The organism is Enterobacter sp. CPE_E890 (assembly GCF_046521475.1).
Classification (GTDB): domain Bacteria; phylum Pseudomonadota; class Gammaproteobacteria; order Enterobacterales; family Enterobacteriaceae; genus Enterobacter; species Enterobacter adelaidei.
In genome coordinates this window covers 3950022-3970512 of the sequence record NZ_JBKFZW010000001.1, presented here as the reverse complement: position 1 = coordinate 3970512, position 20491 = coordinate 3950022, and the positions used below count along the sequence as shown (strand labels likewise).

Sequence of the window (20491 nt, the reverse complement as noted above, 5' to 3'; positions counted from 1 at the left end):
GCTGAATCACTTTAATGGCTCAGGTTATAGAGTTCACCTTTCTAAAGGAGCATATGCTCGATAATCATGGGCAGTTGACTCCCGGTTTACTAATGAACATGAGTAAGGCAGAACATCAAATGCGTTCTGCCTTGTAAACTGACTCAACGCATTAATTCAGGATCAGATTTTCTACAATAAGCCAGTAACCAGCCTTTACCAAGCCCTTTTAAGATAACAGTCCATCTCGACTCTTTCAGTTTGCGATTCGTGGAAGTTCCTGTTTGATGTATTCCAGCAACAGCTTGGTCGCCAGTGAAATCCCATTTCTGGATGGATAAAGAATAACAAGACGGCCATTCCTTGATTTCCACTGAGGAAGAATTTGAACAAGAGCGCCATTTGATACCTCACCACGTACAGAGTAGTACGGCAAACAAGCTATCCCAACGTGATTAAGCGTGCTTTGCTTGATGATCTGCACATCGTCACTTTCCAGCGCTTTCGTTGTTTCAATCAAAACCTCTTCATTGTTTTTATCGTAAAGTGTAATGATATCCGGGTGTTTTCCCTGCTGGTTAAATAAGAGGATGTTGTGTTCTTTGAGTTCATGTACATCGGCGATCTCTCCGTTTTTTAAAATATACTCAGGAGTGGCGAAAAGCCCCCACGAAATCTGACATAGCGGCACCTGAATGAGGCTGGATGACGGCAAACTTTGGTCAATACCTCTTATGGCAAAATCAATGCCATTTAAAATCAAGTTTGTCTCCTGATTGTCGGAATAGGCAATAATCTTAATTTCAGGGTACTTCTTCATAAATTCAGGTATAGCCTGAGATAATACAAAATTAGAGAGCGCTGTAGGCGCTGTTAATTTGACCACACCACTTGGGACGCCCTGAATATTAGAAACGGCAATTTGCGCCTGATGAGCCTCCTGCGTTATTTTTAATGAGTAATCGTAAAACATTTTCCCTATGTGGGTTAGGCTTATTTGTCGCGACGTTCGGTTTAAGAGCCTAACACCAAGCTGTTCCTCAAGATGGCTCACTCTCCTTGATACTCTGGACTTAGGGATCCCGGCTGCATGGGCCGCAGCGCTAAATCCTTTGAATTTTACCACCAGAGAAAAAATATATAAATCATCAAGGTCATATTTTAGTCTTGGCATATGCGCTCCTGCAATCATTGTTCTATTTATGGAAAGAAGAGTTCCTTCACCTAAATCTTACGTTCAGATGTAAAGGTTGTATAATCTAAAAAGCAGGTGGGGATGATTACTTTTACTGATAACACAAGGATGAAGATAAGTGAAGGATTTAGGAATAATGGCCTTTAAATCACTGGGCAGGTAACACATTCAGTTAGCCACTATTTTCTCTTCGTTCAGTAGAGTGATTTTTATGCTTTCCATAAAAGATAAACAGATGCACTCTAATGTTTTGTGTGAGTCTGTTATCCAGATATTAATTTCAGGGTTGAAATGAATAGGATCTATCGTTTAGTCTGGGACTGTGTCAAGTGTTGCTTTATTGCTGTATCTGAACACGCAAAAAGGACTGGAAAAAAATCAACGCTTGTCTCTATATTGGTTGTGAGTAATGCAGCGTTAGTCTCCTCTCTGGTTAATGCCTCTGTTCATCATTCTGGGGACAACATCCCGGATATTCAAATTACTGATAATGCGTTAACTGAAGAGGCCTCCGCCTCACATCTGGAACACAATAATTTATTATCTCGCATCGCGATAAAACCGTTTGTAGGGATAATTGATGTGCCCGATAATACTATTATGATCGAGCATGGTAGCGGTGACGACGCGTTTGCTGAAGGTGCTGCGAGTGTCGCCATTGGTATTGGTGCTGTAGCAAAAGGTGAAACTGGGGAAGACTGGTCATCCATAGCAATTAACGGCATCGCAGAGGGAAGAGCAACTATCGCGATTGGTGAAGAGGCTAATGCAGTTGGTCAACGTTCTACAGCCATAGGTAACTCAAGCAGCGTTGCGGGTGAGAGATCGGTTGCTCTAGGGGCTGATGCCGTGGTGAACGCTTCCGATTCTGTCGCGATTGGTAATGCCAGCATAACCGATCGTGCAAATACGGTCTCATTTGGAAATTCCAGTCAGCGGCGGCAACTGATTAATCTATCGGCGGGAACTGACACTCATGATGCCATTGTTGTGGAACAGCTAACGCCTATTTTAAACGCGCTGGGTGGCGGCGCATCGCTGGATGCTATGACGGGGGCGATAAAGGGGCCGCTATACATGCTCAATAGCATTGATGTTAAAACCGGATCTGCTGTGGCACCTTCGGCGCCGTTTAATACCGTTGAAGCAGCGTTAAGTAACCTCAGTGACGGGATGAAGAATCTTGCGAACGCTACCATTCGTTATGATGATGCTGGTGTCAAAGGTGTTATTACAGTGGGAACAACGGGAAATAAAACGCGATTAACGAATTTGGCCGATGCATTAGTTACTGATACGAGCACGGATGCAGTAACTGGTGGTCAGTTGCATGCGGTTAAGTATGATATTCTGGCAAACCAAAATAATATCTCCAGCAATAAATCAGACATTACTTTAAATAAAGCAAATATTGCTAGTAACGGTGCTTTAATCTCAATTAATACGGCTAATATAGCCACCAACACCGCAGGGGTCATCAAGAATGGTGCCAACCTGCGCGGTGTGGCGGCGAGTCTGGGCGGCGGTGCGCAGGTCAATGCTACGGGCGATTTTGTCGGTCCGAGCTTCAGTGTGCAGGGTAAAACTGCCGGTAACGTGGGTGATGCGATGGCGCTGCTGGACACGGGGGTAAGCTCACTGACCAGCAGCCTGACTAATATCGTCAACAACCTGAATGACGGCAGCATGGGGCTGGTGCAGCAGGATGCGGCCAGCCGGGCGATCACCGTGGCGCAGGCGTCAAACGGAACATCAATGTCGATAGCGGGCACGGAAGGTGCGCGCGCACTGTCGGGCGTGAAGGCGGGTCTGCTTTCGGCAGACAGCACCGAGGCAGTAAATGGCGGGCAGCTGTTCAGCACCAACGAGCGGGTTGGCGTGAATGAAGCCGACATAGCCAGCAATCGTAAGGCGATTGCCACGAACAGCCTCAACATAGCCACCAACACCGCAGGGGTCATCAAGAATGGTGCCAACCTGCGCGGTGTGGCGGCGAGTCTGGGCGGCGGTGCGCAGGTCAATGCTACGGGCGATTTTGTCGGTCCGAGCTTCAGTGTGCAGGGCCAGACTGCCGGTAATGTGGGTGACGCGATGGCGCTGCTGGATACGGGCGTGAGCTCGCTGAGCAGCAGCCTGACTAATATCGTCAACAACCTGAATGACGGCAGCATGGGGCTGGTGCAGCAGGATGCGGCCAGCCGGGCGATCACCGTGGCGCAGGCGTCAAACGGAACATCAATGTCGATAGCGGGCACGGAAGGTGCGCGCGCACTGTCGGGCGTGAAGGCGGGTCTGCTTTCGGCAGACAGCACCGAGGCAGTAAATGGCGGGCAGCTGTTCAGCACCAACGAGCGGGTTGGCGTGAATGAAGCCGACATAGCCAGCAATCGTAAGGCGATTGCCACGAACAGCCTCAACATAGCCACCAACACCGCAGGGGTCATCAAGAACGGTGCCAACCTGCGCGGTGTGGCGGCGAGTCTGGGCGGCGGTGCGCAGGTCAATGCTACGGGCGATTTTGTCGGTCCGAGCTTCAGTGTGCAGGGTAAAACTGCGGGTAACGTGGGTGACGCGATGGCGCTGCTGGATACGGGGGTAAGCTCACTGACCAGCAGCCTGACTAATATCGTCAACAACCTGAATGACGGCACTGCGGGGCTGGTGCAGCAGGATGCGGCCAGCCGGGCGATCACCGTGGCGCAGGCGTCAGACGGCACGTCAATGTCGATAGCGGGCACGGAAGGTGCGCGCGCACTGTCGGGCGTGAAGGCGGGTCTGCTTTCGGCAGACAGCAGTGAGGCAGTAAATGGCGGGCAGCTGTTCAGCACCAACGAGCGGGTTGGCGTGAATGAAGCCGACATAGCCAGCAATCGTAAGGCGATTGCCACGAACAGCCTCAACATAGCCACCAACACCGCAGGGGTCATTAAGAACGGTGCCAACCTGCGCGGTGTGGCGGCGAGTCTGGGCGGCGGTGCGCAGGTCAATGCTACGGGCGATTTTGTCGGTCCGAGCTTCAGCGTGCAGGGCCAGACTGCCGGTAATGTGGGTGACGCGATGGCGCTGCTGGATACGGGCGTGAGCTCGCTGAGCAGCAGCCTGACTAATATCGTCAACAACCTGAATGACGGCAGCACGGGGCTGGTGCAGCAGGATGCGACCAGCCGGGCGATCACCGTAGCGCAGGCGTCAAACGGCACGTCGATGTCGATAGCGGGGACAGAGGGGGCACGAAGCCTGTCCGGGGTGAAGGCGGGTATGCTGACGGTGGACAGCACCGAGGCAGTAAATGGCGGGCAGCTGTTCAGCACCAACGAGCGGGTTGGCGTGAATGAAGCCGACATAGCCAGCAATCGTAAGGCGATTGCCACGAACAGCCTCAACATAGCCACCAACACCGCAGGGGTCATCAAGAACGGTGCCAACCTGCGCGGTGTGGCGGCGAGTCTGGGCGGCGGTGCGCAGGTCAATGCTACGGGCGATTTTGTCGGTCCGAGCTTCAGTGTGCAGGGTAAAACTGCGGGTAACGTGGGTGACGCGATGGCGCTGCTGGATACGGGGGTAAGCTCACTGACCAGCAGCCTGACTAATATCGTCAACAACCTGAATGACGGCACTGCGGGGCTGGTGCAGCAGGATGCGGCCAGCCGGGCGATCACCGTGGCGCAGGCGTCAGACGGCACGTCAATGTCGATAGCGGGCACGGAAGGTGCGCGCGCACTGTCGGGCGTGAAGGCGGGTCTGCTTTCGGCAGACAGCAGTGAGGCAGTAAATGGCGGGCAGCTGTTCAGCACCAACGAGCGGGTTGGCGTGAATGAAGCCGACATAGCCAGCAATCGTAAGGCGATTGCCACGAACAGCCTCAACATAGCCACCAACACCGCAGGGGTCATTAAGAACGGTGCCAACCTGCGCGGTGTGGCGGCGAGTCTGGGCGGCGGTGCGCAGGTCAATGCTACGGGCGATTTTGTCGGTCCGAGCTTCAGCGTGCAGGGCCAGACTGCCGGTAATGTGGGTGACGCGATGGCGCTGCTGGATACGGGCGTGAGCTCGCTGAGCAGCAGCCTGACTAATATCGTCAACAACCTGAATGACGGCAGCACGGGGCTGGTGCAGCAGGATGCGACCAGCCGGGCGATCACCGTAGCGCAGGCGTCAAACGGCACGTCGATGTCGATAGCGGGGACAGAGGGGGCACGAAGCCTGTCCGGGGTGAAGGCGGGTATGCTGACGGTGGACAGCACCGAGGCGGTAAACGGCGGCCAGCTGTTCAGCACCAACGAGCGCGTAACTAAAAATACAAATGATATTGCGCTTAATACCAGCAATATTGCTACGTTAAACTCGATGTTTAATGACCTGAATTACAATATCTCTACCGGTAATGTGGGGATCGTTAAACAGGATCAATACACTAAAACAATATCTATCGGCGGAACATCCGGTGGAGGTTATGTATCGATTGCTGGCAGTGAAGGTAACCGTGTATTGAGTGGCGTCAACACTGGACGGGTATCAGCGGATAGCGCTGATGCCGTTAACGGCTCTCAACTATTTGAGTTGAGCAATCAGGTCAATAAAAATAGTAGCGATCTTAACGTGTTGATGGATGAGGTTGTTGAGTTGACGTCGGGTGGCGCCGGTTTAGTCAAAATTGACGGTGTAACAAATGACATCTCTATTGGTGCGGAGAAAGGCGGTGAACGAGTATCCGTTAACGGTACTGCGGGCGATCGAATTATTAGTGGCGTTGCGGATGGTATCGCGAATAACGATGTTGCTACGGTTGGTCAGTTAAAAGAGATTACCCAGTCAGCAACCTCCTCGTTCCTAAGCGTAAATAATGCCACCACTCGGAATAAGCCTCAGGCGACAGGTTCAGATGCTATTGCATTAGGGGCGAATGCTTCTGCGGGGAAAGCAAATAGTATGGCTATGGGGATTAATGCTCAAGCTACCGCAGAAAATTCGGTTGCGCTTGGCAATAATGCTATTGCAGATCGTGATAATTCGGTATCAGTGGGGAGCGAAGGCGCTGAGCGGCAGATTACCAATGTGGCAAAAGGGACAAAAGACACTGATGCCGTCAATCTCGGGCAATTAAACGAAATCAGCAGTAGTATTAATAACATAGGCACAAATGTAAATCGTGAGTTCTCCCGGCTTTCTCAGAAGATCGACAAAGTTGAACATAAATTAAGTGCCGGCGTGGCTTCGGCGATGGCCATGAGCGCTATGCCACAACCCTATAGTGCGGGTTCGGGGATGATGGCGTTAGGTGGTGGTACCTATAATGGACAGTCCGCTATTGCCATTGGTGCATCTAAGATTTCGGAGAATGGCAAGTGGATTACAAAAATTAATGGCAGCGCAAATACGAAAAATGATGTAGGTATTTCAGTAGGCGTGGGTTATCAGTGGTAAGTATGATTTTCTGAAAAAGATAGGTAAAACCAAGCGGGATTAATAGTTTATTAGATTATTAATCCCGCCACGATATATTAATGGCCAAAAGATGAAAAAGAGCGTTTTTATGAATATGGGGTGGGGTGTGGCTGTTGCTTTACTGCTCTGCTTTGCGTTGTATTATCATTACTCTCCTGGCGTTGTGAAGACAGTCGCTTATGTTGATATTGATAGAGTGCTGAATGAGTCAGCAATCAAGCAACAATCTGACAATCGGATTATATCCCTCAAACAAAAGCTGTTTTCTTTAGCGCATGAGGCGGAAAAACAATATCGTCTGCTCCCAGAAGATAAACGTAATGAGTCATCTTTGTATGATGCCTCATTAATTAAACTTATCTGGACAAAAGAACTCGGGTATATAAAAAGGAAAAATATAGAAGCCATCAACCAACAAATCAAAGAGACGTTATCCAAACGCTACTCCATGGTGCTCACAGGAGCGGTTGTGACTTTTGCGAACCAGCAGGTAGATGTCACTGATGAGGTTACCGTTGCACTGGAAAATAAAATAATTGATTATGGTGACTTACCTGATTTTGCTGTAAAGACGCTTTCTGAAAAGGACATTAACTCCAGTAATTCTCCAGTAGGGAAAAAAACTGCTAGATAACTGTTGTTGAACATAATAAATTAATGCCTACATCGGCATTAATTTTATTAGCTGCTGTTTATATCGTTCCATATATAGGATGGTTTATTCCTAATTTAGATCTTTCTGTAAGGAGTTATATTTGTATAATCAGAATGTAACGAGAGCGGAATCGTTAATTGAATTTGTTATGACGCAGTGATTTTCACAAGGATTGTTTTACAAGGAGGTTGAATTGAATATTTTAAGTGATGACGTATTCTTCATTCAGGGATTGAGCGCGTTAGCAGGAAAATATCATGCAGAGGGCACCTATAATTCATTATTGAAAAATAGTGATATGGACGTAATTTCTTTCTTGGGTATGACTTTTGAACAAATCAAACGGTGTCTGTTGGAAAATACCTTTCAGCGTAAAGTAGCAGTCTTCGCATCAGAGCGACAGTTCAGATTAATACATAAAATAAGATTCTGCGAGATACTTTATTTTATTGATTCAAAGTTTTCCATGGATTTTTCCGATGAATTGAAAGTTAAAATAATTGAATTTGAAAATAATCGAGAGAGAATAAAATTAACTAAATCTGAACGTGAAGTAATTATGCTTTTAAGAAAAGGCTGGAGTGCTAGTTTTACATCATCTTTCTTGAGGAAATCTATCAAAACCATTTACGCATTAAAAAAGACAGCGATGATAAAAATGGGTGTTTCTTCAGATGCGGAACTTTTTGCAAAGCTTTATCTTGTTGAACGCTTCAATTAGTAACATCATTTTTAGTTTTTCTATGTCCTTACTAACAAGAGATAATTTAATGTTAAAAAGATATTTTTTTATTTTCTTCAGTTTACTTCTTATTCCTGGTGTTACTCATGCAAGCTATGACTGGTGCCATAGAAAACAAGCTGCATTAAAGCGTCAACTTGATTATGCCCAACGATATGGGAATGTGCATAGGGTTAATGGCCTTCAATACGCGTTAGAACGTGTTGAAAGTAAATGCCAATACGGCTACCGCGGTTTGAACCAGGGCCATATGCCTTATCTCGGAATAGACAATAATAGACGTGTCCTGAATAAAAAAATGAAGGTTGAAGAAAAAAGAGTTGATTTGGAGAAGGCTATCGCAAAAGGAAATCATAAGGAAATTATCAAGAAAAGGGGTAAGTTGCGCCAGGCGGAGCTAGAGTTGAAATATTATAAGGAATTATCGGAAAGTATCCCGGGAGTGATTGAGGACTAATTTCTTATGAAAGATAAATTAGCGTCACTTTCTATCTGGTTGCTATCTGGATTATTGATTTTTGTCTATTTGTATTTGAGGATTAGTCCCTGAGTATGTCATTTTTATTTTTAAGATGAGCCTCTGTTTAAAGGAATAAACTGTTGCCACACTTATTAAATTTTAGCCTATGGGTTGTTAGATATGTTTGGGCTTTTTCGCTACTGATATTGGTAAAAACAGTATCAGCTGAAGATAATGCCACGGCAAATAAAGAAGTGCTGGCAAATCCCGGCCAGAAGATTGCGGCTGCCATACAGCAAGAACAACAACGTGCTGAAAGTAAAGGGCTTCATGCAGGAGCGCAGTTGGCAAAGATGTTGGGACAAGAAGGGGCATCCGGACAACCAGGCATGATTGCCAGCCATCTTAGTACAGGTTTGCTCAGTGCTGCAGTGCAGGAAAATCTCTCTTCTTACGGCACGACTCGCATGAAAATCAACCTCAATGATAGCCGGCTGGAAGGCAGTGAGTTCGATATTCTTCTCCCCTGGTATGAGCAACACAGTAGCCTTTATTTCGCACAGACGGGTATTAGGCGAGTAGGGGGAAGAACGATGGCAAACATCGGGTTTGGATATCGTTATGCACTTTATGAAAGTGCCCTGCTTGGTGTTAATGTGTTTTACGATCACGACTTCAGTCGTCGCCATAAGCGTCTTGGTACGGGTTTTGAATTTGCTCAGGATTATTTCCGTCTGGCAACCAACGGATATTTCCGTCTCAGCGACTGGAAAGATTCTCCGGATCTCATTGACTATCAGGAACGCATTGCCAATGGGGTTGATATTCGTGCCGATGGTCGGTTACCAGCATACCCACAGCTTGGTGGGCAGCTAGCATGGAGCCGTTACTATGGTAGTAAAGTGGGGATATTGGGTCCGGCAAACCTACAAAAATCGCCACAACTGTTTTCTCTGGGTGTTAATTATACCCCGGTGCCATTAGCAGGTATCTCCTTTCAAAAGTCCATCACGCCCGGCAGTGAACGGAGCGATTTTTCTGTCTCATTGAATCTCTCCTGGCAACCGGGAATGACGTTGAAACAGCATCTCGATCCCGATATCGTACGATTCAATCACACGGCTCCCGGAATGCGTTATCAGCCCGTAGAAAGAAATCATAATATGATCCTCGAATATAAGAAGGCGTCTCTTTTTTCGTTACCTGCTAATACATATGTATCAGGTTTTGAAAACAGCAGCCTGGCACTGAATCTTGGGATCGATTCTAAATATGCCGTTTCCGGTATTGTCTGGCAGGGAGAGGCGTTTTATGACTCCGGTGGAGACGTGGTCTTTGAAAAAGGCGGATATACGTTATTGCTCCCTGAATGGAAAGAAAACGCAAACAATATTTATACCCTGGAAGGGCGTGCAGTCGATTTAAAAGGGAATTTATCTCCATCGTTCAATGTGAATGTAGAGGTACTGCCACAGCTGCTCAAAATATCGTTGGCGGGTGATATCCGTGGAGAGGAAGGGCAAACCCTGCCAATGGGGCTCAATGCACGAACGCTGCACACGATAGGAAAAATTGACTGGGATGCGCCAGAATTTTTAGCCGCAGGCGGTAAATTTATACAGAAATCGTCGACGGGTGAAGATGATTACAGCCTTAACAGCTACGCGGTAATGCCTTCTTACAAACCCGAAGGAACAAATGAATATGCAGTGAGAGTGACGGTGACTGACAGTGGAGGCAATTCGTCTAACGTTTCGGAGGCAAAAATCACAGTTGAACCTCGTTCTATTGTGCTGGTACTTCCGCAAAGCGTTTCGGGTAATGAATCTGAAACCCTCAGGCTACCTTATGAAAACCGGTCCAAAGCGGTAAACCTGACTCTCGATTGGGAAGCGCCTGAGTTTATCGCCAGCGGAGGGAAGGTAAGAGTGGATAAAGATGAAGTATGGCTGACTCTGCCAGTGTGGACTGAACGCGGAAATAATCAGTATCCCTTTACGCTTCTGGCTAAAGACGATAAAGGGCATCATTCAGCGCCAGTTAGCACGACGGTTTCTGTTACGTCGACCAGTATTGAATTTTCACTTACCGATCGGCTGGTGGGTAAATCTGGTGAAGCGCTGGAAATATCTCCACAGGCTAACGCGGTTGCCGGTATTGATCGTATCGAGTGGCAAAGCGACCGTTTCTTCAAGGCGGGTGGTGAGATTGCGCTCAATGAGCGCGGAGTTTACAGGGTTCATCTACCTCTATGGAACAGACAGGGCAATAACCAGTACACGATACTTGCGACCGCATGGGACAAGCAGGGAAGACCTTCGGCGACCTTAAGCATGATTGTTGAGGTTACACCCGTGGTGATTACCGTTACCGCGCCAGCCAGGATCGAAGGCGACGAGTTGGGCACGATCCCTGCGGTTATCACCCTCACATCGGATGCATCGGTGCCAGGTGAAATCCATTTTAGTGCCGAAGCTTTTTTGGCGGCCGGCGGCAAGATAACAGGTTCCATGCCTGAATATCGATTTGAGCTTCCCTCATACAAAACGGGTGAAAGCCAACTTTACCGCGTTCAGGTGACGGGCAAGGATACGCTGGGTAATGTCAGTGACAGTGTGGACATTGAAGTGAAGGTGAATCAGGCTCCTGTTCAGTTGACGGCGGAGACAGACGTAACCGGCTATGAGTCGAGCACAGTTTCGGTTGAGATGTCCGTTGAGAGCTTATATGGTATCGCCCGCTATGAAATTGAAGCAGCGGAATTGATCGCGGCCGGTGGTCATGTCACGCCGAACAATAATACTTTACAGCTGCATTTACCTGGTTTTACGGTTGGTGGCGAAAATGGATATACCGTTTCTGTACGGGCGGTCGATAATAAAGGCACGGCTTCTTCCCCTCTAAACCTTAACATCGTTGTGATCACGCGTTTGCTTAATACGAACGGGCAATGCTCGGTGGTTGGGGGTGGGAATGGCTATCTGAATAAGGTTGACAAAAAGAATGTGGCATATAAGGAGGCAAGAGATTATGCCACATTAAAGGCGCTTACCGAGAGTGGCGAGCGTTATATCTATATTCCCGGTGATGTGAATATTGAATTGCCTATGGTGAAGAATGCGTTGGTCATTAAAAAAGGGACTACGTTATTTAGCGATAGGGGAAGTCAAGGAAGCGATGGCGCCAGACTCAAGGTCTCCTATAAAGATGAACAGGCCTACAAGTTCCCTGTAATTGTTATGGAAAGTGACACGCGTTTGTCCGGACTACGCTATGAAGGGCCTTATGGCGGGACGACCACCAAAAACACCACCATTGGTATTCAGACGGTTGCAGGAAGCCGAAATATTGAAGTCGATAATATGGAAATGTGGAACTGGCCATGGGCCGCGGTGAGCGTTAAGCAAGCCTCTGACGTCAGAGTCCATCATAGCTATATTCACAATAATATTAAGTCGCAGCTGGGTTATGGCGTAGTTACGCAGAATGGTAAAGCAACTGCCGAAGTGGCCTGCAATCTTTTCGATAAAAATCGACACTCTATTGCCGGCAGCGGTCAGTCTGGCGAGGGGTATTCTGCGCACCACAATCTCATTCTGAATGGGGGCGGGCGGGGTGCATATCATCAGTTTGATATGCATCTCTATTCATCGCAAAAGATAGCGGGTGAATTTATGGAGGTGATGCAGAACTGGTTTGATTTTGGCCGCTACGGGACCAGCAATCGTTCATCTATCGGAATGCGAGGTAGACCGGAACGGGGACCCATTACCGTGATGGACAACTGGTTCAGCCAGGGTTGGGTCGTGGGCAGTCAGCGTGCGGTGGCTGGGCAGTATGGAAGCTGGGTTCCCACTGAAGACGAGATATTGAATAACAATAGGTTTAACGTGAAATTTAATTATCTCGATAAAGGTGATAACCAATGCGTTATTGATTGGTTGAGTTCAAGTCAACGCGTTAACTGTTATGGATTAGGTTATTAAAGTCATGTCCCCGCGGCTCCGCAGGGACATTTTTTTATTATAAAACTGCCACATTGATATTTTTCGTGAGCCATCAGCATAGGGTTCATATCGTGTAATTGAAATATTTTATAGGAGTGTTAATGACTATGCAGGATGAGACTTTTTTCACCTTCGCGAAGAAAGGGCGGTGTTTACTGCCTGCTATAATCGTGATGGCACTTTTAGGATGTAAAAATAGCAATAGTAATCTTGAAGAGAGAAGTACGTATTTCGTTAACTTCGTTGAAGGCGCGCAGGCAGTAAATGATAGAACACGATTTTTGGTGTTCCATTATACCGCGCAAGACGAAGAGGCCTCAATGACGTCTCTGCAGGGAGAGTTTGTCAGCGCCCATTATCTCATTCCAGAGAACCCGGTTTTTCAACGTGATAAACCCGTCGTAATCCAACTGGTTGATGAAAAGAAAAGGGCCTGGCATGCGGGCGTCAGTCATTGGAATGGCAGAACCAATCTCAATGATTCGTCGATTGGTATCGAAATCGTTAATCGAGGTTATGCTGATGATGAACAGGGGCTGAGGCATTGGTATCCGTATAATGATTCGCAAATTATTGCGCTCTCTAAGCTGGCTGAGGATATTATTCAGCGTTATAAAATAACGCCGGACAACGTTGTGGGTCACAGTGATATTGCACCGCTCAGAAAACAGGATCCCGGAAAGCTATTTCCATGGAAAGCACTGGCGCAAATGGGAATTGGAGCATGGCCGGATGAACACACGATAAACACCTATCTCGCCGGGCGAAACCCACATACTAAGGGCAATATTGTTACCCTCCAGCAGGCCTTACTCCGCTATGGCTATACTGAAATGCCGCAGAATGGCATGTTAGACGACACCACTCGTAAAATCATCAGTGCGTTTCAGATGCATTTCCGTCCGGACGATACTCGGGGAGAAGCCGATGCCGAAACGGAAGCCATCGCCTGTGCGTTGAATGAAAAGTATCGCCCGGAAAAATAAGGCAAGATATACCCGACTCGCCACTCGGTTAGCGTGGCGTGTCTTTGGTTGTCACGGGCTTTGGAAAGCGTAGCTTGATAATGGCACCATCGGTTGGAACTGCCTCCAGTTCGTCTTCGGTCATTTCTGTGCCATCGGGTAAGGTTGAGGTGTCAACCGTAACGTGGTTTAGACGCCATGGCGTCATGTAACTGACCAAGAGTTCACCCCGGGAGTTCGTGGTTGAGCCAAACTGGTTATAGAAACCGATGTCTGGTGTATCCGTTACCTCTACAAGAGCCATGGCATTGCCTAACTGCTGGCCTAAAGTGACCCCGCCTTTATGCAGCATAATGCTGCCGCTTGCATCACCATGATAGCGCTTAAACTGCGCGCTATGATCCACGCTAATCGTTGCCTCGCCGGCGTTGTATTGATAACCCAGGCTTGAGGCAAAACGACTCTCTCCGTGGCTGTTCCGCAGCCCCGAAACATCATAACGCAGGCTGGCGTCTTCGAGCGCGGAGCCATACAGATTGACGCCCTGACTGCTGGCCGTCCTGTTGTTCAAATCATTCACCCAGGCAATATTGCTGGTATGCCCGCCAACGCTGAAAGGCACGCTGACATTCAACCCCAGCATAGCGCCTGATCCCTCAGACGTGCTGTGTTCATAGCTACCGTAAAGAGAGATATCAATATTTTCCCACACGGTGTTGAGGCTAAGTGAAGTAAAGTTAGATGGGCGTCGGGTACCATGTCCTTTTTCCCATCGCCAGGACAGGCTCAGGTTGGAGTCTTCATTGAAATTTTGTGTCAGTTCTAACGTTGACTGCACGGCACGCCGCTGTTTCTCGTCTTCCCCGTAATTCGCGTAGGCGTTGGCCCAGTGGATCTTCTCTTCTAACGTGCGGTACTGGCTTGCCGGTGGATACCAGAGGAGTTGGGCACTAATGCTGGTTTCGCTTTGAAAGAACGCTTTTGCATACCGCATTCTCCAGACATTTCCATGATGCCTTGTTGTTTGTTCGTGATAGAAAGCGGTGCTGAAATCGGCGGAAATTGCTCCCCACGCCCCTAAATTTTTGCCTGCGCCAGCAACGACGCTTTGATAGGCCTCACTTTGCTGGAAGCCGCTGAATACTGTTATTTGGGGCGCGATACCCCAGGAAGCGCCACTTTGCCAAATATAGGGCGTGCTCCATTGATTGCTATAGGAAGGATGGTACTGACCGTAGGTCAAATCATAAGTAACAATGCCATGCTGCACCAGGTTTGGCATCAGCGACCATGGCAGCCAATGGGTGCGCTCGGTGCCATCACTCTCCTGTACTTTCATTTCCAGATTGCCCTGCGCGTAGGGAGGATAAAAATCACGAATAGTAAACGGGCCCGGAGGCACAAGCATGCGATAAACGCGCTCACCGTTTTGGTGAATAGTGACTTCCGCTTCGCTGCGTGCATATCCATTGATTTGGGGCGCATAGTTACGCCAGCTATCCGGAAACATGGCGTCATCACTGTAGAGTGAAATACCACGATAGGGAATGCTGCTAAATAATGACGGCTGGCTATAACCATCACCAATATTTAATCGTGAACGTAATGAGGTGATACTGCGCCACAGGAACATATTGTTGCTGTACGAGCCATGGCTGCCATCACGCTCACGCCAGAAGGTATTTTGGTAGCGTAGCCGCCATGGGCCAAAGTTAATGCCATTTTCCATGACCAGCGTTCCCTCGGTTCCCGCACTTTCCCAGCTGGATTGAGGATGCGTATGATCGATATCCAGGCGATAGTTGAGAAAAGCGGCATTGATGCCATTTTCCCAACGGCTGGTGCGAACGCCGTTTTGTTGAGCGTGAAGGTATTCCGAAGGCACATTCAATGTGAGCTCAGAACGTTCGCCGTGGTATATACTTTCTAGTGAATATTGTTTTATTGATTCCTCAGAAAGACACTGTTTTGACGTCCATTTAAAATGCTTGATAATCGATTTTTTTACCCCCCACTCCTCTAGTAGTGGGCGTGTTAAACAAGGGATGCCATCAATGGTCCTTAAATTGATCGAACCTTTAGTTGTATCATTGATAATTATCTGTGTCATTTTCCCAGCCAATGCTGGGTGACTGGTAACGATCATTAACGTAAAGAATAAGTTGTATTGGGTTTTCATCCCTCAACATTCCTGAAAAAACAAAACGGGCGTCAGAAAAATCCTCCGCCCGTAAAATAAATTATTGTTTTTGAACGAACAGATTAACCGCGTGCGCGGTTCAGTTCTTTCTGGATTTCACGCATATCAGCCTGTTTTTCGATCAGCTGACGCTTGTATTTTTCAATTTTCTTAATGTCACCTTTTTGCTGCGCATCTTTCAGGTTTGCTTTAGTCTGAATGATTTCCTGACGTTTTTTCTCCAGTTTTTTCTCAAGCTGTTGCACATTTTTCTGTGAATCAGCATTGATGCTTTCGTTAGAACAGTGAGCTTTTACTTCTGCCAGCGCTCTTTTCAGATTAGCGGCTTTATAGGTGTTACCAAACTGTTCAGCAATTCGAATTTCTTTTTCGAGAGCGGCGCTTTTAGCCGTGCAATTCTGACCTGCATGTGCTGAAGCGAAGAAACCAACGGAAGCTGCCAGAGCTATTACAGATGCTAACTTTTTCATGAATTATTCCTTTAATTAAAAAATGGATAATAATGCGTAATTGATTATCTTAAGCAAAGATTTAAATATTCGGTGCTATCTCGTCACCGGCGAAAAGTATACATCATGAATTTAGAAAGTTAATGGACATATAAGCAACTTATTATTCCATAAATAGAACGGAGATGACGGCGTAAAATATTCCATATGTACTGAGGAAGGCGTGTGTTTGAAGGGGGATGACTATTGTGTGGATAAGTGCATTGGATTGCAGATTTGAATTGTAAACGACAGATAAACAGGCAAAGAAAAATTTCCGTGCCTGTTTATCTAAATGTATTTTCATTAGGGCTGAGGGGAAGTGATATTTACAACCTAAGGTGATAGAACAAAAATACAGAATGGGTGATAGACATCGTCTATCATGACTGAGTACCAGTGGAGTATATAATGTTCAACTTTCCAGAATATTTTCCCTTTTCCTTAGAGGACAACAGGAATTTTGGCATGGTGAATGTTAGCGGTGCAGGAACACATTGCACTACGCCAGGGATTCCGGGTATCGACACCGAACGCGTTTTTACCTTTCCTTCGTTCGCACTAACGCCAGTCCACTGGATTTGAGTGCCATTCTTAATAGGTGAGAGCATTCCTGTTTTCGGATCGACAATACTGAGGGTGTAGTCGATTCGATTAGCTGCATCGGTTTTACCATTCGGGTTATAGATTGAAAAAGCACCGGCGGATCTGCCTGGTGCGGCTTTTCCTTCATCACTGAACAGTAGATTGATTTGGCTGGCACTTGAATTATTCCCATCGTACAGACACATATCGAGATCTTTATTTACGCTGCCGGTTGGTGGGGAAGCAAGGCTATAACTCCCCAAATCGATGATGGGCTGGCCAGTGCCAAAGTCTGGGAAAAAGATTTCTTGTTTCCCCGTCTCAGTGAAAGTTAGGGTAATCGTCGCCACCCATGTTTCTGCCCCGGAGCTGGCTCCGAAAACCGGACAGCCCTGCACGGTGTTCCAGGTCGGGCATTGCTTATATTGACTCAGAAGCGTATAAAGCGTCCCCTGCCAGGGCTGGTCTTTTGTTCCCGGCGTGAGTTTAGCCAGTTCGGTTTTGGGAATGGTGACTCTCATTGTGATCGGTGTGGTCAGGTTTTGCGGAGCCGCGGCATTCCATGGGCTTTGCGGCGTCGTTCCTGCTCCATGACGAAAAGCATATAATGAGAGAATCTCGGTTTTACCCGTCCCCTTTTGCTTGAACTGCAGCGAAATTGTATTGCCCAGAATGGGAGGCGTTGTGGCCGTCAGTGAGCCCCAATATGCTGTTTGCCTGCAGTAACCAAATGCCACATCAGAAGTCATGCAGATTAAAATATTATTTCGCTGGCGCGTTGTTGCAGGCGGTGCCCACAGAGGTATAGAGACATCTGCCGTTGAAGACTGGCCTGCGAAAATATTATCAAATATGACAACTTCTGCAGGCAACGCATTCTTATCGAGATCCGCGCTGATCGTTAATGACTGAGATGATGGTTTAACCTCAGCGGCATAAAGCCCAGGGGCGCTCAGTAATCCAACAATGATAGCGTTGGATAACATTATAGAATTCAGCTTAATGCGGAAGACGTATTTCTGTAAGAGATTGTTTAGTAAGCGTGAAATTTTCACTCGTCGTTCTTCCCTGCCATTACGGTTTGTTCTATTTTCTGCCGTATTCCTGCGGTCATGAGCTCTACCTGTTTACGCTCAGTTCCCGGAAGCGCTGCGAAATCTGTGCTTTTGCACAGGGACGTGCCGACATTACGCACCACATCGCGTATTGATTCGACTTTCATCCCGCATTGCCAGAAGGCGTTATTTTTCATGACATACAGGTCTTTGATGCGTTTGCTGGTTTCCAGCGTGAAGCGACCTTCTCCCAAAGGGGTCCAGGAGATGACGTTCAGTGGAATACCACCTTCGAGAGGCTGATGTTTTTCATCTTTCAGCATGCCGAGCCAGGTGTAGCGGGTGCGAACATGTACTTTGCGATTGATGCTTTTACCCGGGGTCATAAACACTTTTTTCGTCCCTGTACCTTTACTGATTTCACTGCTGACACCGTCAGGAATAGAGAGTGACTCTCCTACCTTAAGCGCGGTTTCCTGGTAACCAGGGAGAGTAAAGAGGGCTTTGCGACGTCCATGTACGTCGCTGCTTGAGCCGTTATCCAGAGACACGTTGACAAGCGAGTTATGTTCGCCGTCGTCCTGCTCTACCCCCACAATGATGGCGGATGCCGGAGCGCCACCTCCCCAGCGGCCTAAGGAAAGGCCAGCCCGGTCAATCACCAATGAAGAACTGTAGTTCCCACTTGTGCTTAGGGCGTGTTGATGTGTCCTGTGAAGCCAGGCATCGCTCAGCGTCAGTGAACCGCTGCCATACTGCCCATCCGTACGTCCGTAGAGTGTTGAACTCACGTTGTCCGTGTTGAGCCCATAGACGGAGCCGCCAATTTCATTCCTGCCGCTGGCATCAGTATATAAACTGTAACCTGCATGGTAGCTCAGCTGATCCGCCGTATTTTTGCTGGTTCTCCACTCAACACCGGCCGATGACGTGCCGCGTTTACCATGCTGCTGTGCATGAGATTGTGTCACAGCTAGAGTGAAAAACATGCCTTTGTCGCGGTTAGCCAGCCCACTATCATTGCGCATAAACGCATTGATACTTGTGCTCAGGTTGAGGTTATTCAGGCTAAACGATCGCGACAGCCCCGCCTGCCATGTCTGGCTACGGGAATGTGTTTGATAAACTTTCTCCCACGGTAAGATGAGACTATCTTCCTGATAGTCTTCCGTAAGCTCGTGACGATATACGTAGCGGCCTTCATTTTTCGCCCTGGAATAACCCAAGGTTCCATACCATTGAGAAAACGGGACGGAAAATAAGACATTGTTACTTTGATAGCACCCGTTATAACTGTATCGATGTTTATTCTGAACGTTACAGTCGGCCGCGGTCATCGAGGTGCGATAAAAGCTTAATGAAAAGCCATCATTATAATTTAATTGCTGAACATTCCCTCTGGAGCCCTCATTCCCGTAAAGATAACTGGTTCTTACGGTCATCAGACCGTCAATCAAACCGAAATTAAAACCATGCGTCCAGTCGATAGCCCCTTCCCAAAAGCGTGCACGGCTAAAATCTGCCACGCCAGCCGTCACGGAGGCATTCTCTGACAGGGGGATTTTGATTCCTGCATGTATGACATGATGATCATGTCTATCTTCTTCCGACTGATTATCACCAGGGACACCCACCTGCAAAAACCAGTGTGTGGCATTCATTGTTGCCTGACCGGTTGCGGTAAAGGGGACGGATTCCGTTCTGACCAACTGGTTATCTTCATAGACCTGTAAAGTCACGCCATAGCTGCCTGTCGGGAATGAGCGTGTATCCAGCTCTTGCACCCCAGCCTTCAGGTAAAATGACGCGAGCAGTTGTCCATTACGATAAGCATCGACCCGTGAATCACGCGATAAAAATACGTTGATTGGTGTTCCTCTGGATAACTTATCCATATTCATCCAGGCAAGCGTGGACCCGGCACGGACACCGCGGATACCGCGCAGCGGCAACTGACTGAGGTTAATATTCCCCCCGGCATTATTAAAAATATCCCGTGCATCCATGATCCCTGCCTGAAGGTAATAGCGCTTCAGCAGATCCTGACGAAAATAAGCGTTATGGACATCGGTGTGGTGAGCGTTTTCTGAGCGATAACGCTGGCCCATCCAGCTCCAGTCGATGTTAAGATAGCCATTCTCTGTAACGCCAAGAGAACCATTGCCTTGAATTGAGGCTGACTGGTAATTCTTATCAGTAACAAAATTGATATTTTGCTGATGCACAAACGCATTTCGACTTTCAACGCTTTGAACATAGTATTCTGTATCTACCGTTTTATGTCGTAAATAGCGATCGGGCAGGAAAAGATAAACAATGGTATTGTTTTCGTCGTAAATGATCTCAACGGAGTCAGTTTTTAAAAAATCGCAACCCGGTGCGCCCCCGTTAGAGCTGCAAGAAAATTTGCTGTTTCTTGGGAGGAGACGATTAAGGGTTTGTCCCAAAGTAGCAGAAAGTTCAGGTGTGTCTGGAAACATTTTATTGACGGCAGATGCCACCGCTTCAGGTTGAATAAACTGTACATTTTCTAAATCAACGCGACTCTGAAATACACCAAGTGTTTGCCCGTATACAAAAACTTCGGTCATGATAACCTGGCCTTCAGCTAATTCTTCAAAACCTTCAGGGATTGTAATGGCAGATTCTGCTAGAAAGGAAGCCAGCAAGGACGCAGTCATTATTGCTAAAGGTTTTAACCTGAGCTTCATTGAT

11 protein-coding genes and 1 pseudogene are annotated in these 20491 nt (G+C 47.6%); 7 read left to right on the top strand and 5 right to left on the bottom strand.

Translation table 11 applies throughout. The features are described 5' to 3' along the window. Nucleotides 1-235: 235 nt before the first annotated feature. Nucleotides 236-1153 carry a LysR substrate-binding domain-containing protein gene (locus ACLHV9_RS19625; protein ID WP_257247500.1) on the bottom strand — a complete coding sequence of 306 codons (918 nt, stop codon included), beginning with the start codon at nt 1151-1153 and terminating at the stop codon, nt 236-238. A 312-nt stretch (nt 1154-1465) separates the two neighbouring features. Between ACLHV9_RS19625 and ACLHV9_RS19620 the strand changes: the two are divergent. The 7 genes and pseudogenes from ACLHV9_RS19620 to ACLHV9_RS19590 form a co-directional block, all read left to right on the top strand. Further along, nucleotides 1466-1594 (top strand): annotated as a pseudogene (locus ACLHV9_RS19620) (ESPR domain-containing protein); the annotation flags it as partial. A 162-nt stretch (nt 1595-1756) separates the two neighbouring features. Further along, nucleotides 1757-6598, top strand: coding sequence for a YadA-like family protein (locus tag ACLHV9_RS19615; protein ID WP_407221193.1), 4842 nt, complete (start codon nt 1757-1759; stop codon nt 6596-6598). Between the two features lie 91 nt (nt 6599-6689). Continuing rightward, nucleotides 6690-7253: a hypothetical protein gene (locus ACLHV9_RS19610; protein ID WP_407220998.1), complete on the top strand. Its 564-nt coding sequence runs from the start codon at nt 6690-6692 to the stop codon at nt 7251-7253. 214 nt (nt 7254-7467) lie between these two features. Next, nucleotides 7468-7995: a helix-turn-helix transcriptional regulator gene (locus ACLHV9_RS19605; RefSeq protein WP_407220997.1), complete on the top strand. Its 528-nt coding sequence runs from the start codon at nt 7468-7470 to the stop codon at nt 7993-7995. Between the two features lie 49 nt (nt 7996-8044). After that, nucleotides 8045-8473 carry a DUF1090 domain-containing protein gene (locus tag ACLHV9_RS19600; RefSeq protein ID WP_257247495.1) on the top strand — a complete coding sequence of 143 codons (429 nt, stop codon included), beginning with the start codon at nt 8045-8047 and terminating at the stop codon, nt 8471-8473. A gap of 143 nt (nt 8474-8616) precedes the next feature. Then, nucleotides 8617-12462: an inverse autotransporter beta domain-containing protein gene (locus ACLHV9_RS19595; protein ID WP_407220996.1), complete on the top strand. Its 3846-nt coding sequence runs from the start codon at nt 8617-8619 to the stop codon at nt 12460-12462. Between the two features lie 122 nt (nt 12463-12584). Continuing rightward, nucleotides 12585-13469: an N-acetylmuramoyl-L-alanine amidase gene (locus tag ACLHV9_RS19590; RefSeq protein WP_374760266.1), complete on the top strand. Its 885-nt coding sequence runs from the start codon at nt 12585-12587 to the stop codon at nt 13467-13469. Between the two features lie 28 nt (nt 13470-13497). On the opposite strand, the gene ACLHV9_RS19585 is transcribed toward ACLHV9_RS19590, so the two are convergent. The 4 genes from ACLHV9_RS19585 to ACLHV9_RS19570 form a co-directional block, all read right to left on the bottom strand. Further along, nucleotides 13498-15627 (bottom strand): fimbria/pilus outer membrane usher protein, encoded by a 2130-nt coding sequence (locus tag ACLHV9_RS19585; protein ID WP_250365914.1) that lies wholly within the window; start codon nt 15625-15627, stop codon nt 13498-13500. Between the two features lie 83 nt (nt 15628-15710). Continuing rightward, entirely contained in the window at nt 15711-16118 is a 408-nt protein-coding gene (locus tag ACLHV9_RS19580) for a DUF1090 domain-containing protein (protein ID WP_257247493.1), read from the bottom strand. A gap of 401 nt (nt 16119-16519) precedes the next feature. Further along, a complete protein-coding gene (locus tag ACLHV9_RS19575; RefSeq protein WP_257247492.1) occupies nt 16520-17776 on the bottom strand; it encodes a CfaE/CblD family pilus tip adhesin in 1257 nt (418 codons plus the stop codon). Next, nucleotides 17773-20487, bottom strand: coding sequence for a TcfC E-set like domain-containing protein (locus tag ACLHV9_RS19570; RefSeq protein ID WP_257247491.1), 2715 nt, complete (start codon nt 20485-20487; stop codon nt 17773-17775). Before ACLHV9_RS19570 ends, ACLHV9_RS19575 begins: the two co-directional genes overlap by 4 nt. Nucleotides 20488-20491 lie beyond the last annotated feature (4 nt).

Coding starts and splice junctions, on each gene's coding strand:
- ACLHV9_RS19590 (WP_374760266.1), top strand. CDS start 12,585: ATGACTATGCAGGATGAGACTTTTTTCACCTTCGCGAAGAAAGGGCGG.
- ACLHV9_RS19600 (WP_257247495.1), top strand. CDS start 8,045: ATGTTAAAAAGATATTTTTTTATTTTCTTCAGTTTACTTCTTATTCCT.
- ACLHV9_RS19625 (WP_257247500.1), bottom strand. CDS start 1,153: ATGCCAAGACTAAAATATGACCTTGATGATTTATATATTTTTTCTCTG.
- ACLHV9_RS19585 (WP_250365914.1), bottom strand. CDS start 15,627: ATGAAAACCCAATACAACTTATTCTTTACGTTAATGATCGTTACCAGT.
- ACLHV9_RS19610 (WP_407220998.1), top strand. CDS start 6,690: ATGAAAAAGAGCGTTTTTATGAATATGGGGTGGGGTGTGGCTGTTGCT.
- ACLHV9_RS19580 (WP_257247493.1), bottom strand. CDS start 16,118: ATGAAAAAGTTAGCATCTGTAATAGCTCTGGCAGCTTCCGTTGGTTTC.
- ACLHV9_RS19570 (WP_257247491.1), bottom strand. CDS start 20,487: ATGAAGCTCAGGTTAAAACCTTTAGCAATAATGACTGCGTCCTTGCTG.